General features: G+C 64.2%; 15 protein-coding genes. 6 read left to right on the forward strand and 9 right to left on the reverse strand.

The features are described 5' to 3' along the window. The coding region (locus tag AC0QTX_RS06260) for an outer membrane protein (protein WP_474602972.1) at positions 1–201 on the forward strand (201 nt) is incomplete at its 5' end. 69 nt (positions 202–270) lie between these two features. Here the strand turns inward: AC0QTX_RS06260 and AC0QTX_RS06265 are convergent. The 5 genes from AC0QTX_RS06265 to AC0QTX_RS06285 all read right to left on the reverse strand — a co-directional run bounded on the left by AC0QTX_RS06265 (position 271) and on the right by AC0QTX_RS06285 (position 4,178). Continuing rightward, the gene (locus AC0QTX_RS06265) at positions 271–876 is read right to left on the reverse strand and encodes a glutathione S-transferase family protein (RefSeq protein WP_474602973.1); all 606 of its coding nucleotides are present in this window, start codon (positions 874–876) and stop codon (positions 271–273) included. A gap of 67 nt (positions 877–943) precedes the next feature. Further along, the gene (locus AC0QTX_RS06270; RefSeq protein WP_474602974.1) at positions 944–1,792 is read right to left on the reverse strand and encodes a 23S rRNA (adenine(2030)-N(6))-methyltransferase RlmJ; all 849 of its coding nucleotides are present in this window, start codon (positions 1,790–1,792) and stop codon (positions 944–946) included. A gap of 82 nt (positions 1,793–1,874) precedes the next feature. Next, positions 1,875–2,576, reverse strand: coding sequence for a ribonuclease T2 family protein (locus tag AC0QTX_RS06275; RefSeq protein WP_474602975.1), 702 nt, complete (start codon positions 2,574–2,576; stop codon positions 1,875–1,877). A gap of 59 nt (positions 2,577–2,635) precedes the next feature. Continuing rightward, on the reverse strand, positions 2,636–3,067 hold the full coding sequence (locus tag AC0QTX_RS06280; protein ID WP_474602976.1) for a hypothetical protein: 432 nt from the start codon (positions 3,065–3,067) through the stop codon (positions 2,636–2,638). A gap of 82 nt (positions 3,068–3,149) precedes the next feature. After that, positions 3,150–4,178, reverse strand: coding sequence for an extensin-like domain-containing protein (locus AC0QTX_RS06285; protein ID WP_474602977.1), 1,029 nt, complete (start codon positions 4,176–4,178; stop codon positions 3,150–3,152). An 872-nt stretch (positions 4,179–5,050) separates the two neighbouring features. Here AC0QTX_RS06285 and AC0QTX_RS06290 point away from each other — a divergent pair. Next, a complete protein-coding gene (locus AC0QTX_RS06290; RefSeq protein WP_474602978.1) occupies positions 5,051–5,608 on the forward strand; it encodes a GNAT family N-acetyltransferase in 558 nt (185 codons plus the stop codon). Between the two features lie 4 nt (positions 5,609–5,612). Here the strand turns inward: AC0QTX_RS06290 and AC0QTX_RS06295 are convergent, their stop codons facing one another. The 4 genes from AC0QTX_RS06295 to uvrC form a co-directional block, all read right to left on the reverse strand. After that, a complete protein-coding gene (locus AC0QTX_RS06295; RefSeq protein ID WP_474602979.1) occupies positions 5,613–6,068 on the reverse strand; it encodes a molybdenum cofactor biosynthesis protein MoaE in 456 nt (151 codons plus the stop codon). Between the two features lie 23 nt (positions 6,069–6,091). Beyond that, complete coding sequence (moaD, locus tag AC0QTX_RS06300; protein ID WP_474602980.1) at positions 6,092–6,343, reverse strand: molybdopterin converting factor subunit 1; 252 nt, start codon at positions 6,341–6,343, stop codon at positions 6,092–6,094. Positions 6,344–6,347: 4 nt separating this feature from the next. Then, complete coding sequence (gene pgsA, locus AC0QTX_RS06305; protein ID WP_474602981.1) at positions 6,348–6,944, reverse strand: CDP-diacylglycerol--glycerol-3-phosphate 3-phosphatidyltransferase; 597 nt, start codon at positions 6,942–6,944, stop codon at positions 6,348–6,350. A 102-nt stretch (positions 6,945–7,046) separates the two neighbouring features. Next, a complete protein-coding gene (gene uvrC / locus AC0QTX_RS06310; RefSeq protein WP_474602982.1) occupies positions 7,047–9,053 on the reverse strand; it encodes an excinuclease ABC subunit UvrC in 2,007 nt (668 codons plus the stop codon). Positions 9,054–9,162: 109 nt separating this feature from the next. Between uvrC and AC0QTX_RS06315 the strand changes: the two genes are divergently transcribed. The 4 genes from AC0QTX_RS06315 to AC0QTX_RS06330 all read left to right on the forward strand — a co-directional run bounded on the left by AC0QTX_RS06315 (position 9,163) and on the right by AC0QTX_RS06330 (position 12,789). After that, entirely contained in the window at positions 9,163–10,323 is a 1,161-nt protein-coding gene (locus AC0QTX_RS06315) for a benzoate/H(+) symporter BenE family transporter (RefSeq protein WP_474602983.1), read from the forward strand. A 62-nt stretch (positions 10,324–10,385) separates the two neighbouring features. Further along, a complete protein-coding gene (locus AC0QTX_RS06320; protein WP_474602984.1) occupies positions 10,386–10,922 on the forward strand; it encodes a hypothetical protein in 537 nt (178 codons plus the stop codon). A gap of 155 nt (positions 10,923–11,077) precedes the next feature. Continuing rightward, complete coding sequence (locus AC0QTX_RS06325; RefSeq protein ID WP_474602985.1) at positions 11,078–12,010, forward strand: ribose-phosphate pyrophosphokinase; 933 nt, start codon at positions 11,078–11,080, stop codon at positions 12,008–12,010. Between the two features lie 122 nt (positions 12,011–12,132). Next, positions 12,133–12,789 (forward strand): flavin reductase family protein, encoded by a 657-nt coding sequence (locus AC0QTX_RS06330; RefSeq protein WP_474602986.1) that lies wholly within the window; start codon positions 12,133–12,135, stop codon positions 12,787–12,789. The last annotated feature ends 37 nt before the right edge of the window (positions 12,790–12,826 follow it).

Raw genomic sequence — 12,826 nt, forward strand, 5'->3', positions numbered from 1 at the left:
GACGACGACACGCTGACCGGCTGGACCCTGGGTGCTGGTATCGAATATGCCTTCACCAACAACCTGACCACCCGTCTTGAATACCGTTACACCAACTTTGATGGTGGTGATAACTTCTTCAACAATGTCGCGCTCGGCAGCAACGACATTGAATTCCACACGGTCCGTGCTGGCCTCAGCTACAAGTTCAGCACCTACTAAGACCCGTCTCCCACAGAGACAGTTCAAGGACAGATCAAGGCCCGGGTCACCCCCCGGGCCTTTTTCGTTTCAGGGCGTCACCCTCGTCTTGGCGTAAGCGGGAACGCGGGCTTCGAAATCGGCAAGCCAAGCCACGAGCTTCGGGTAGCTCTCGCGCCAGCGGCCGCCGAAGCGCAGGTCGAGATAGCCCAGGGCACAGGCGAGAGCGATCTGGCCGATCTGCAGGTCCGGGCCCGGCGCCGAGAGATGAGCCTCCGCGTGGTCGAGGCCGCGGCGCACCTTGTCGGCCTGATGCTCGACCCATTTCGGCTCGCGCTTATCGTCCTGGCGGAAGCGGCCCTCATAGACCTGAAGCAGCGCGGCATCCATGATGCCGTCGGCCAGCGCCTGATCGCGCAGGGCTGAAAACCGCTCCGGCCCGTTCGGAATGACGCGCCCGCCGCCGGCCAGATGATCGAGATAATCGACGATCACGCGGGAATCGTAGAGCACCTGACCGTCCTGCAGTATGAGGGCGGGGATCTTGCCCAGCGGATTCTGCTGGCGGATCGAATCCTCAGGATTCAAAGTGTCCGCCTCGACGATCTCGATCCGATCCGAGAGACCGAGAATGGCGGCGGTGAGCTTCACCTTCCGGCCGAAAGGCGATGCAGGCGAGGAGCGGAGAACGAGCATGGGCAAACCCCTGATTTAAGAGAGTGGGGCAAGTCATGAACGGTCGCAGCCCCTGCGGCAATCCGATTTAAGCAGGGGGACCGAAGGCTTCACAGCGATAAGCGCCGTAGCCGCTGCGCGACAGGCGCTCTGCCAAGGCCGGCAGGAGAATCTCCGCCTCCTCCCTCAGCGACCATGGCGGGTTGAGAATGAGGAGCCCGCTGCCGTTGAGCCGGGTCGCATCGCGCGGATCGTCCACATAGAGTTCGAGGCGCAGGCCCGGACGCGAACTCTCCCGATGAAGGCGCCCGGCCAGCGCATCGACAGGGCCGACATCCTTCACAGGGTACCAGCCGGCATAGACGCCGGTCGGCCATTTCCTCAGCGCTGCAAGCAGCTCCGTCCCGAGCCGCTCCAACTCGTTCGGCTTTTCATAGGGAGGGTCGATCAGGACGAGACCGCGCTTTTCCTTGGGCGGAATGAGGGCATGCAGGGCCGTCCAGCCGTCGAGATGCATGACCTTCAGGTTGGAGACCTCATTGAAGGCCTCATTCAGCACCGCATGGTCGGCCGGATGCAGTTCCACGAGCACACCCCGGTCCTGCCGCCGAAGGACCTCGCGCATGATGCCGGGGGAGCCGGGATAGATGGTCTCTCCATGCCGGGCGCGTACATCGGCAATCACCTTGCGATAGGGAGCGAGGATTTCCTCCACCTCCGGCGCAAGAGCCTCGTCCAGACGCCCGATCCCCTCGATCCATTCCCCGGTTCGCTCGGCCTCGTCACCTGTCAGATCGTAGAGGCCGATGCCCGCATGGGTGTCGATGACTCGGAGCGGCGTCTCCTTGCGCTGCAGATAGGCGAGGATCCGCACCAGAAGGGCGTGCTTCATGACATCGGCGAAGTTGCCGGCGTGAAAGGCGTGGCGGTAGTTCATGGCTGGCCTACGGCATCGGGGCAAAAGTGGAAACCGCTTTTGGCCGATGCCCATCTCCTTTATGGGCGTATCGTTCGATGCGCTATCTTACCGCCGGGACAGTGATCTCGCCCGCCCGGCAGCCATCGCGATCAACCTCGGGACAGGGACGGAACCCACGCAGGTCTTTGCCGAGGCAGATGCGCACCTCCTGAAAGATGCGCCGTCCGCAGGAAACCGCAATCATGTCGGCGCGCAGGCCCGGATTGGCGTTCAGGAAAGCCTGCTCGATTTCGTTCGGCAGCACCCGGGAGCGGCTGTCCAGCCCCTTGAAGCTCTCGGGAATGCGAACCAGGTCGCGGGCGCGACGAACGGCCTGGAAGTAGCTGCTCGGGGATTCCCCTGAGCAGGTTCCATGCTTGCGCCACTGGTAGCGTGCCAGACCCTCATCGGGGAACAGACCATCCGCATCAGCGATGGCCGCCCGCGGCACAAAGCGTCCGCTGGGCTCGCAGAAGCTGGGATACCCCTTCTCGTTCTGCGGCCACAGACCATGGGTGACGAAGCCGAGCCCGGTGCCGCTGTCGCATTGCCGGCTCCGGCTGCCGCTGTTCTCGCAGAAGCCCGGCGACCAGGAGAGCGCGAGCACATAGAAGTCGAACTGCCCCATGGGGGCGCCCCTCGCCTCTCGAGGCCCTTGAGCCGCCGTGGGAGAGAACGAGAGAAGGCAGGCACCCGCGAGGGTGAGAGCCAAGGAGGCTTTTCTGACAGCGCCCTTCGCTCCAGCTCCTTTGGCATGCCGCATCACGCTGCCGAAAAACCGGGTCCACTTTTCCGATCGTTGCGCCAAGCACCGGCGCAGGATCAAGGAGCGGCCTGCTTGCAATGGGGAGCGAAGGCATAGTGGCGGTCGAAGCCGTCCACGCAGGCCTCGGTGTCCCAGCCGATGCCGATGAAGCCGAGATCCTCACGGATCGAGAAGTTGATCTTGTGCCTGTACCCGTCCGAGACGAGCACGGTGCCCGTGCAGAAGCGGCGGGGGATGTAGTCGAGTCCCCAGGGACGCCAGGCGACCTGCTGCACCCGCTCGAAGGAGAGGATCTTCAGGTTGGAATTCCAGAACCTGTATTCCTTGTGGGCGAAGTTCGCACTGATGTCCTGAAGCACGGATGGATCGGCACAGGCCGGCAGGGAGGCGTCAAAGGGCTCCTCCCGCCGCTCTGCAGGCGTGATCTCGCGGGCGATCGCAGGTGCGCTCAACATCATGCAGGAGATGAAAGCCGCCAGCCACTTCATTCGGATGCTCCAACAGGTCTTCGGATCGTGTTCCATCGACCATGTGGGCGAAGCCCAGGAAGGTCAAGGCTCCGCTTGTGGTTTAATAGATGGCGTGGCTGTTCAGCATCATCGGCGCACCCGCCGGGCGCCCCTGCGGCCGCGGCGGGAGATAGGTCTGCTCCGAGGGCCGGCCGGTCGGCGGCTGCGGATAGGACGGGGCGGGCGAGGCCCTTGGGACGCCCGCACCTGGCAGGTCGGCCGCATAGCCGTTCGAGGACGAGTATCGCGGCGGTGGAGCAACGGGGGCAGACAAGGCAGGTGCAGGAGGAGGCGCGGGCGGGATATAGGCTTTCCCTGCCGGCACATCCTGTTCCACGTCCACCGGGGCCAGATCGCCCGCGGCGGCCGCGCTCTGAAGAGCCTCCTGGCTGCGCTCGGGGTCGATCCGCGGAGCGAATTTCAAGATCGGCTTGCAGATGCGCCGCTGCCCTTTCGGGTCGTGCCGCGCCAGATCGATGTGGAGGTGATCGTAGTGGAAGGCGTCGGAGCCCGGCCCCAGAACCGTCGTGAAGTACCGGCAGGCGCCGACGAAGACCTCGCGCAGGAATTCCTGCTCGGCGGGATCCCGGCTCCGCCAGCCGTTCACCACCGAAATCTCCCGTCCATCGGTCAGGGCAAAACCCATGATATCGAGCGCGTTGCCGAATGAATGTTCGGAGAGTTTGGCGCCCCGCTGGTTGTTTCGGGGGCGGCAGGAATAGGAGCCTGCCTTGATGTCCGCGAGCGGGACGCCGAAATACATCTCCGCGGCAGGCCTTACGATCTCGTCGAGCCAGGTATCGATCTGCGGGATGATCGGGCAGGCAAGCGTCACCTTCGACTTCAAACCGACGGCGCCATTGTTGAAGGCCGAGACCTTGAACGGGTAGTCCATGCCGCAGACGCCAGGGCCGTCGATCTTGGAACTCAGGGCCATATAGGCTGAAGGCTGCACGAGTCGCTGCGACAGGCAGGCTTCCTCGGCCTGCGCGCGCCAAGGCTCGCGCTGCTCGAACCGAAACAGTCCGCAACCTGTAAGCCCGAGCCCGACGAGCGATAGGGCAAAAAACGCAACTAACCCACGACGCATGGGCGGGAGACTAGGACAGGGCCGTAAACATCCCGTCAACGGCGGAAGAGGAAGCTCCGACCCGAGGCCGATTCGGGCCTCAGGCGCCTCTGCTGGCCTATGAAATCATGAGAAAAACCGGGTGCGACAGAATGGATCAGGAACTTTTTTCGTCTGATGCTGAAAACGATTACGAGCTAACGAAAACAAGGCGTTAACTCATTATTAACCATTTCATTATCGGCCCTCGACCGCTTCCGGCCGACCCGGAGCGCTTCTCAGGATCTCGGAGGTTTGATAGTGTACCTATACATTCAGAGAGGGAAATAACCCCTCAGGACGAAGGGGGCTACGATGCATCTAACCTCTAATCTCGACTGGACGGCCAAGTTGAACATCGCTGCCGTCTGCGTCTCCTCCTCGTTCATCGTTGCAATCGTCGCCGGTCTTCTCTGAAGCGGGCGCCCTGCCGCTCCGGGCGACCAGCCCGGCAATCTTCATGGTCCCTCCGCGCTGCCCTCACCGGCAGCTTTTTTTATGTCTCAGGACAGGGCGCCTCGGTGAGGCTCCATGACATGACATTGATCTCCATTTGGCATTGGGCGAGCCGCGGCCCATCGGCCGTCTTCAGGCACACCTTCTCCCCGGGGGCGAACATCTTTCCTTGAGCCCGGCAGTAGCACTCGAGCGGATTGTGTTCGGGAGCTTGAGCCTGCTGAGGCAGCGTTGGGCGCTCGTGGGCGCCCACAGGGGCTGATAGCATCAGGCTGAGAAGGAAGACCACGCTGCGCATAGGCATCTCCGCGTGTCATTTCTCTCGCAATGGTCCGCCTTTCGCAGCATAAGGTCAAGGATCCGCACCCTGAATGCCAAGCTCCTCCATGAGCCCTGTCTTGCCCGATCTCGTGATCCGCCCCGGAACCTCAGTTGACAGCGCTGCCATCGGGCGGATTCTGGCCTCCGGCTGGCAGCAGGCCTATTCCGGCTTCATGTCGAAAGCCGAACTCGGCCCACGGATCGACCCTGATTACCGCGGTCGGGAGGTCGGGACGTGGCTCTCGAGGGAGTTCGACCCGGACGCGGAGCTGCTGCTCGTCGCGGAGCAGGCCGGTGATATCGCCGGCTTCCTCGCAGTGTGCCTCAACGACCGCAATGATGTGGGGTCCGTGGCACAGGTCACCCTGCTCTACGTTTCGCCCGAGCAACAAGGTCGAGGTATTGGCCGCCGGCTTCTTCTGGCGGCGGCCGAGTGGCTGAAGACGCATGCTCCCGGGCCGATCTCGATCGGAGCCTTCGAGCAGAACCCCTTCCGATCCTTCTACGAGGCCATCGGGGGCGTGGCGGTCAAGCAGATCATGGTCAAGGTCGATGCACGGGAATGGCCGGTGGTCATTTATCTCTGGCCCTCGCCGGAGGCGCTTCAGGGAGGCATCCAATCCAAACACGCCTGACGCGTCAGGCCCAGCGTTCCATGGCCCGGTCGTCGGTCTCCTTGGCCTCGACCCAGGCTCCGGCCGTGCCGTCCTTGAGGTGCTCCCGCTTCCAGAACGGGGCCCGGGTCTTGAGATAATCCATCATGAACGACGCCGCCTCGAAGGCGGCCGTGCGATGGGCGCTGGCGGCCAGAACCAGCACGATTTCCTCGCCGGGGGACATCCTGCCGAAGCGATGGATCACCGTCAGACCCAGCAGGGGCCAGCGGTTCTCCGCCTCCTCGGCTATCCGGTCGATCTCAGCCTCGGCCATGCCGGGATAATGCTCGAGTTCGAGGGCCACGAGCCGCCCACCCTCATCCCGGCAAAAACCCGTGAACGCAACCACCGCACCGATATCCGCCCTCCCGCCGGTCAGGGCGGCCGTCTCGGCGGCGGTGTCGAAAGGCTCAGGCTGAATTCGGATGGTTCGTGCCATGGCGGTCCTGCCCCCGAGGGGAGCTAACCTCCCGTCATCGGCGGGAAGAAGGCGATCTCCCGCGCGCCGGCAATCGAGGCCTCGGGTTTGACGTGGACATGATCGATGGCGGCCCGGACGATGCCCTCATTCTCGAAGGCGTACTCGTATTCCTCGCCCCTGTCTTTGAGCCAGCGCACCAGATCGGCCACCGTGCCGATGCCCTCCGGCAGGACCACGTCCTCGTCGGTTTTCCCGACCCGTTCGCGGACCCATGCGAAGTAGACGAGCTTCATGGCTCTAGCCCTCGTCCATGAGGTGGTGGATGCCGTTCTTGAAGTAGTCCCAGCCGGTGTAGATCGTCAGAACCGCCGCCACCCAGAGCAGGACGATGCCGATGAGCGTGTTGTTCGGCAGCACCGTCTCGCCGGCCGGTCCTGCGATCAGGAAGCCCAGCGACACGAGTTGCAGGGTGGTCTTCCACTTGGCCACCCGGCTCACCGGCACGCTGACCTTCAGCTCGGCCAGGAACTCGCGCAGGCCCGAGACCAGGATCTCGCGGCACAGGATCACGATGGCGGCCCACAGCGCCCAGCCATGGATGGTGCCGTCGGCCACCAGCATCAGCAGGCAGGCGGCCACGAGCAGCTTGTCGGCGATGGGATCGAGCATGCGCCCGAGGGCCGATTGCTGGGCGAAGGTGCGGGCCACGTAGCCGTCGAGGTAGTCGGTGATGGCCGCCACCGCGAACACGATCAGGGCAAACCAGCGCGACCAGTGGTCCTCGGGCCAGAACAGGAGACCGACCACGGCCGGCACCGCCACAAGCCGGCCATAGGTCAGCAGGTTCGCCAGGTTGAAGGCCTTCGAACGGCCCAAAGACGGAGCAATCTTCATAGCTCCCGCAGGAAGCATGAGGACGGACGGTCCGTCAATTGCAGAAGCCGGCATTTGCGAAACGTCACCGTGACGTGATCCACATCCAGCAGCACCCAAATCCTAGCCTCGCTCGTGGAAGAAGTCGTAGACGGCCCGGGCCGTGGCGGCATTCACCCCGGGCGCCTTCATCAGATCCTCCAGGGCGGCGCGCTGGATCGCCTTGACCGTGCCGAAATGATGCAGGAGCGCCCGCTTGCGGGTCGGCCCGATGCCGGCGATCTCGTCGAGGGGGTTCTTCACCAGCTCGCGCTTGCGCTTGGCCCGATGGGCCCCGATGGCGAAGCGATGCGCCTCGTCGCGCAGGCGCTGCACGAAATAGAGCGCCGGATCCCGCGGCGGCATCTTGAACGGCGGCTGGCCCGGCTTGAAGAAGGTCTCGCGCCCGGCATCGCGGTCGCGCCCCTTGGCGATGCCGATCAGCGCCACATCGTCCTCGCTGACGCCCACCTCCGCAAGCGCCTGGCGCGCCGCCTCGAGCTGTCCTTTGCCGCCGTCGATCAGCACGAGATCGGGCCAGGCGGGAAATCCGTCATCTCCATGCGCTACGCCATTGCCGTCCGGGCCTCGCGGCTCCTCCTTCACAAGGCGGGCGAAGCGGCGCTGCAGCATCTCGCGCATCATGCCGTAATCGTCGCCGGGCTTCAGGTCCTCCGATTTCATGTTGAAGGTGCGGTAATGCTGCTTCATGAAGCCGTTCGCCCCTGCCACCACCATGGCGCCGACCGCATTGGTGCCCATGATGTGCGAGTTGTCGTAGACCTCCACGCGCCGGGGCGGCTTCGGCAGGCCAAAGGCCTGGCCGAGGGAGACGAGAAGCTTCTGCTGCGAGGCCGTATCGGCAAGCCGTCGCCCGAGCGCCTCGCGGGCATTGCGAAGCACGTATTCGATCAGCTGACGCCGCTCGCCGCGCTGCGGCGCGTGGATCTCGACCTTGGTGTCGGTCTTGGTCGAGAGCGCGGCCGCCATCAGCTCCGCGTCCTCGATCTCGTGCGAGAGCAGGACGAGACGCGGCGCCGGCTTGTCGTCATAGAACTGGGCAATGAAGGAGCCGAGAACCTCCTCGCGGCTCATGGACTTGTCGGCCTTCGGGAAGTACGCGCGGTTGCCCCAGTTCTGCCAGTTGCGGAAGAAGAACACCTCGACGCAGAACTGCCCCGCCTGCTCATCGAGGGCGAAGACATCCGCCTCCTCCACCGATTGCGTGTTGATGCCCTGGACACCCTGAATGGCCGAGAGCGCCGCCAGGCGGTCGCGGCAGCGCGCGGCCCGCTCGAACTCGAGGTCTTCCGCAGCCTGCTGCATCTCCTCGGTGATGCGCTGCTTCACCGCATTCGACTTGCCTGAGAGAAAGGCCCGGGCCTCTGCCACGAGCCCGGCATATTCCTCATGCGGGATCTCGTTGGTGCAGGGACCCGAGCAGCGCTTGATTTGATAAAGCAGGCACGGCCGCGTGCGGTTCTCGTAGTAGCTGTCGTTGCAGGAGCGCAGCAGGAACGCGCGCTGGAGCGCGTTGATGGTGCGGTTCACCGCCCAGACGCTGGCGAAGGGGCCGTAATAATCGCCCCTGCGCTTTCGCGCGCCGCGATGCTTCACGAGCTGCGGCGCCTCGTGGTCCGCCGTGAGCAGGATATAGGGCAGCGACTTGTCGTCCCGCAGCAGCACGTTGTAGCGGGGCTTGAGCTGCTTGATGAGGTTGGCCTCGAGCAGCAGCGCCTCGGTTTCCGTCGCCGTGGTGACGAATTCCATCAACGAGGTTTCGCCGATCATCCGGGCGATGCGGTTGGAATGGGCCTGCCCGCGTGCATAGGAGCCCACGCGGTTCTTCAGGTTCTTCGCCTTGCCCACATAGAGAACGTCGCCCTTCGCATCGAGCATGCGGTAGACGCCGGGCGCATTGGGAAGGGTGGCCCAGAAATGCCGGATGACCTCCGTGCCGCGCTGGACCGAACCCGGATTGGCCTCCAGGTCGAATTCGACATCCGAGCCGCTCTCAAGGGCGACCGACTGATCGTCTTCCTCGTTGTCCAGAATGTCCGGCGGGACGTCATTGGTGGTGTTGCGATTCATAAAAGAGATTTAAGGGCTCAGGAGTCGTGAGGAAAGTGCCGCCGACGAACTGGCGCAGGCCCGCCGTTCGGGCTAAACGGCGAAGCTCTTTAGGGAAGTGGAGCCGGACATGCGCCTGTCGATCGTCACATCAGCCGTGGTCGCGGCCCTGGTGGGGTTCGGCAGCACGATCGCGATCATCATCGCGGCCGCGCAGGCCGTCGGCGCAGATGCGGCACAGACCTCCTCCTGGGTCGCGGCCCTGTGCCTCGCCATGGCGGCAACCAGCGGTTTCTTGAGCGTCCGCTACCGGATGCCGGTCATCACCGCCTGGTCGACTCCCGGCGCAGCGCTCATCGCAGCCTCGACCGGCATCTCGATCCATGCGGCAGTCGGCTCCTTCCTGCTGGCCGGCGCCCTGATCGTGCTGGCGGCCCTGATCAGGCCGTTCGGGCGCGCGATCGAGCGCATCCCCACCTCCATCGCGGCCGCCATGCTGGCTGGCGTGCTCCTCCAGTTCGTCGTGGGGGTGTTCCAGAGCGCGCAGGGCGCGCCCGGCCTCGTTCTGCCCCTTGTGGCTATCTTCCTCGCCGTGCGCCTGTTCAATCCGGCACTCGCCGTCCTGGCCGTGCTGTTCGTGGGCCTCGGCATCGCCTTCGGCGGGGGAATGGCGCAGCCGCTCACGTCGGACCTGAGCCTCTCGTCGCTCACCTTCATCGAGCCTGCCTTCGAGCCCGCAGCGCTGATCGGGCTTGGGCTGCCGCTCTTTCTGGTGACCATGGCCTCCCAGAATCTGCCGGGGTTCGCAGTGCTCAGGGCGTCCGGCTATCAGCCGCCCTCCCGCCCGATCCTGGCCGTAACGGGACTGGCCTCCGTGGTCACCGCCCTCTTCGGCGCCCACACGAGCAACCTCGCGGCCATCTCGGCGGCGATCTGCACCGGGCCCGACACCCATCCCGATCCGGCGAAGCGCTGGATGGTGGGACCATTCTATTCCCTGAGCTACCTGGTCTTCGCCGCCTTCAGCGCGGCATTGATCGGCCTGATCGCGGCGCTGCCGCCCGAACTCATCAAGACCGTGGCGGGATTGGCTCTCCTGGGCGCCTTCGCAGGCGCCCTCGGCTCCTCGCTCTCCGAGGGCTCCAAGGTCTTTCCTGCCGTCATCACCCTGGCAGTGACCGCTTCCGGTCTCACCCTCTTCGGCATCGGCTCCGCGTTCTGGGGGCTGACGGCAGGTCTCGTCACCCTTGGGCTCGATTCGCTGGCGGTCCTGCTGCGCCGACGCGGCTGATCTGGACGACAGCCTCCGTTAAGCTTAAGACTTCGTTACTAAGAACAAGAACGGGGGCTTTCATGGCCGAAATGGCGCTTGCAGGGCGGCTTGCCGCGATCGTGCTCACGACGGCGATGGGAGCCTGCCAGGGCACCTTCACCGCATCGCCCGAGGGCATTCCCGTCGCCCTCGAGAGCATCGACGGGGCACCGGCTCCGATCCGCACTGCCCTGGCCGAGGAGCTCGCCGCCGCAGCCACCGACCGCAAGGTCGACCTCGTCGGCGCCAGCGCCGAGGCACGCTACCGGGTCCGCGGCTACCTCTCGACGGCAACCGAGGACGGAGAAACCAAGGTGGCCTATGTCTGGGACGTGTTCGATTCCCAGAAGCGCCGGGCCAAGCGCCTGGAAGGGTCGAGCCCCGCGCCAGTTGCTTCCATCTCGTCTCTCGACAAGCAGGCCCTTGCCAGATTGGCCCAGGCCAGCATGGGCGAGATCGCCGAGTTCCTGAGCGCGGCCAAGTCCGAGCCTCCTGCCCCGGCCGAAGCGCCGATCCAGACGGCGGAGATCCAGCCGACGGAGCCCCTGGACGAGGATAACCAAGTTGCAATGCAATAATCGCATGGCAACAACCCGGCTTTGCGGCGCATCAAAGCCGCTCACGCGTATTGTGACGGTCTGATATCGCTGCTAAGACCCTTGCGCTCGGCCGCGCACGGATTGAGACGTTGCGCAGCGGGCATTGTCGGTCACACAGAGCCAAAGTTGCTTTCATGAAGCTCGTTGCGGGAAATTCCAATCGTCCGCTGGCGGAGGCCATCTCCGCCTATCTCAATATTCCCCTGGCCAGAGCTCAGGTGAAGCGTTTCGCGGACATGGAGGTGTTCGTCGAGATCCAGGAGAATGTGCGCGGCGAGGATGTGTTCATCATCCAGTCGACCTCCTTCCCCACCAATGACCACCTCATGGAGCTTCTGATCATCACCGATGCGCTGCGCAGGGCCTCGGCCCGCCGCATTACGGCAGTGATCCCCTATTTCGGCTATGCCCGGCAGGACCGGAAGTCCGCATCCCGCGCGCCGATCTCGGCCAAGCTGGTGGCCAACATGATCGCCCATGCGGGGGTCGACCGCGTGCTGACGCTGGATCTCCATGCCGGCCAGATCCAGGGCTTCTTCGACATTCCGACGGACAACCTCTTCTCCGCGCCCATCCTGGCGCGCGACATCAAGGAACACCTTGACGGCGGTAACCGCATGGTGGTCTCGCCGGACGTGGGCGGCGTGGTGCGCGCCCGTGCGCTCGCCAAGCGCATCGATGCCCAGCTCGCCATCGTCGACAAGCGCCGCGATCGTCCCGGCGAATCCGAGGTGATGAACATCATCGGCGACGTGTCCGGCCGCTCCTGCATTCTGGTCGACGACATCGTCGATTCCGGCGGCACCCTGGTGAACGCCGCCGACGCCCTCCTGGCCAACGGGGCGAAGGAGGTCTACGCCTACATCACCCACGGGGTGCTCTCCGGCGGCGCGGTGGCCCGCATCGCCAGCTCCCGCCTGAAGGCGCTCGTGATCACCGATTCCATCATGCCCACCGAGGCGGTGAAAGCGGCCCACAACATCCGCGTCATCTCCATCGCGTCCCTCATGGGCGAAGCCATCGGCCGCACGGCGACGGAAAGTTCGGTTTCAAGCCTGTTCGACTGATCAAGGGAACTGCCTCAATACGACGGGAATATTTCGGCTTCTGCCGAAGTGATTGCTCTGGACAGAGGTATATGTTCTTACTATGTTCCTGTTGATACAACATATCAGCTGGAACCATGGTCATGGACATTTCACAGGCGCAGGACGGAGATATTCCGCTCCACCGGGTCATTGAGCCGCCGGTCCTCTATTTCGGAACCCCAGTTGCCCTGATCACCACGCTGAACATGGACGGCACGCCGAATATCTCGCCCATGTCGTCTGCCTGGGCTTTGAATGACCGGATCGTGCTCGGCATGGCGACCGGCGGCCAGGGAAGCGAGAATGCGGTCCGTGAGGGCGAGTGCGTGATCAATGTCGCTCCGGCAACCCTTTGGGAGAAAGTGGAGCGGCTCGCGCGGACGACAGGGCGCAATCCCGTTCCCGAATACAAAGTGGCAGGTGGCTATCACTACGAACCCAACAAGTTCGAGGCCGCCGATCTCACCCCCCTGCCCTCCGATATAGTCCGCCCGCCGCGCATTGCCGAATGCCCGCTCCAGCTTGAGGCCCGCATCGTTGCGGCCCACGCACCGGGTGGGGGAAAATGGGAAATCGGCTGCCAACATTCCTTCGCCATTATCGAAACGCAGGTGCTGCGTGTGCATGCCCATGAGGACGTGACGCTCGCCGGGACAAACTATATCGACGTCAGCCGCTGGCAGCCTCTGCTTTACGTCTTCCGCCATTATGTGGAAGCCGGCAGAGATCTCGGCCGGAATTTTAGGGCAACCGCTTAACCCCCTGCCAACTTGTTGCGTTTCAGGCAATCTGCCG

The sequence above is a fragment of the Microvirga sp. jy35 genome (genome assembly GCF_056148915.1).

Excerpts from the sequence above, each read along its gene's own strand:
- AC0QTX_RS06320 (WP_474602984.1), top strand. The coding sequence starts at position 10,386 with ATGGCCGAAATGGCGCTTGCAGGGCGGCTTGCCGCGATCGTGCTCACG.
- AC0QTX_RS06275 (WP_474602975.1), bottom strand. The coding sequence starts at position 2,576 with ATGCGGCATGCCAAAGGAGCTGGAGCGAAGGGCGCTGTCAGAAAAGCC.
- AC0QTX_RS06270 (WP_474602974.1), bottom strand. The coding sequence starts at position 1,792 with ATGAACTACCGCCACGCCTTTCACGCCGGCAACTTCGCCGATGTCATG.
- AC0QTX_RS06265 (WP_474602973.1), bottom strand. The coding sequence starts at position 876 with ATGCTCGTTCTCCGCTCCTCGCCTGCATCGCCTTTCGGCCGGAAGGTG.
- moaD (WP_474602980.1), bottom strand. The coding sequence starts at position 6,343 with ATGAAGCTCGTCTACTTCGCATGGGTCCGCGAACGGGTCGGGAAAACC.
- pgsA (WP_474602981.1), bottom strand. The coding sequence starts at position 6,944 with ATGAAGATTGCTCCGTCTTTGGGCCGTTCGAAGGCCTTCAACCTGGCG.
- AC0QTX_RS06330 (WP_474602986.1), top strand. The coding sequence starts at position 12,133 with ATGGACATTTCACAGGCGCAGGACGGAGATATTCCGCTCCACCGGGTC.
- AC0QTX_RS06325 (WP_474602985.1), top strand. The coding sequence starts at position 11,078 with ATGAAGCTCGTTGCGGGAAATTCCAATCGTCCGCTGGCGGAGGCCATC.
- AC0QTX_RS06315 (WP_474602983.1), top strand. The coding sequence starts at position 9,163 with ATGCGCCTGTCGATCGTCACATCAGCCGTGGTCGCGGCCCTGGTGGGG.
- AC0QTX_RS06295 (WP_474602979.1), bottom strand. The coding sequence starts at position 6,068 with ATGGCACGAACCATCCGAATTCAGCCTGAGCCTTTCGACACCGCCGCC.
- AC0QTX_RS06285 (WP_474602977.1), bottom strand. The coding sequence starts at position 4,178 with ATGCGTCGTGGGTTAGTTGCGTTTTTTGCCCTATCGCTCGTCGGGCTC.
- AC0QTX_RS06280 (WP_474602976.1), bottom strand. The coding sequence starts at position 3,067 with ATGAAGTGGCTGGCGGCTTTCATCTCCTGCATGATGTTGAGCGCACCT.
- uvrC (WP_474602982.1), bottom strand. The coding sequence starts at position 9,053 with ATGAATCGCAACACCACCAATGACGTCCCGCCGGACATTCTGGACAAC.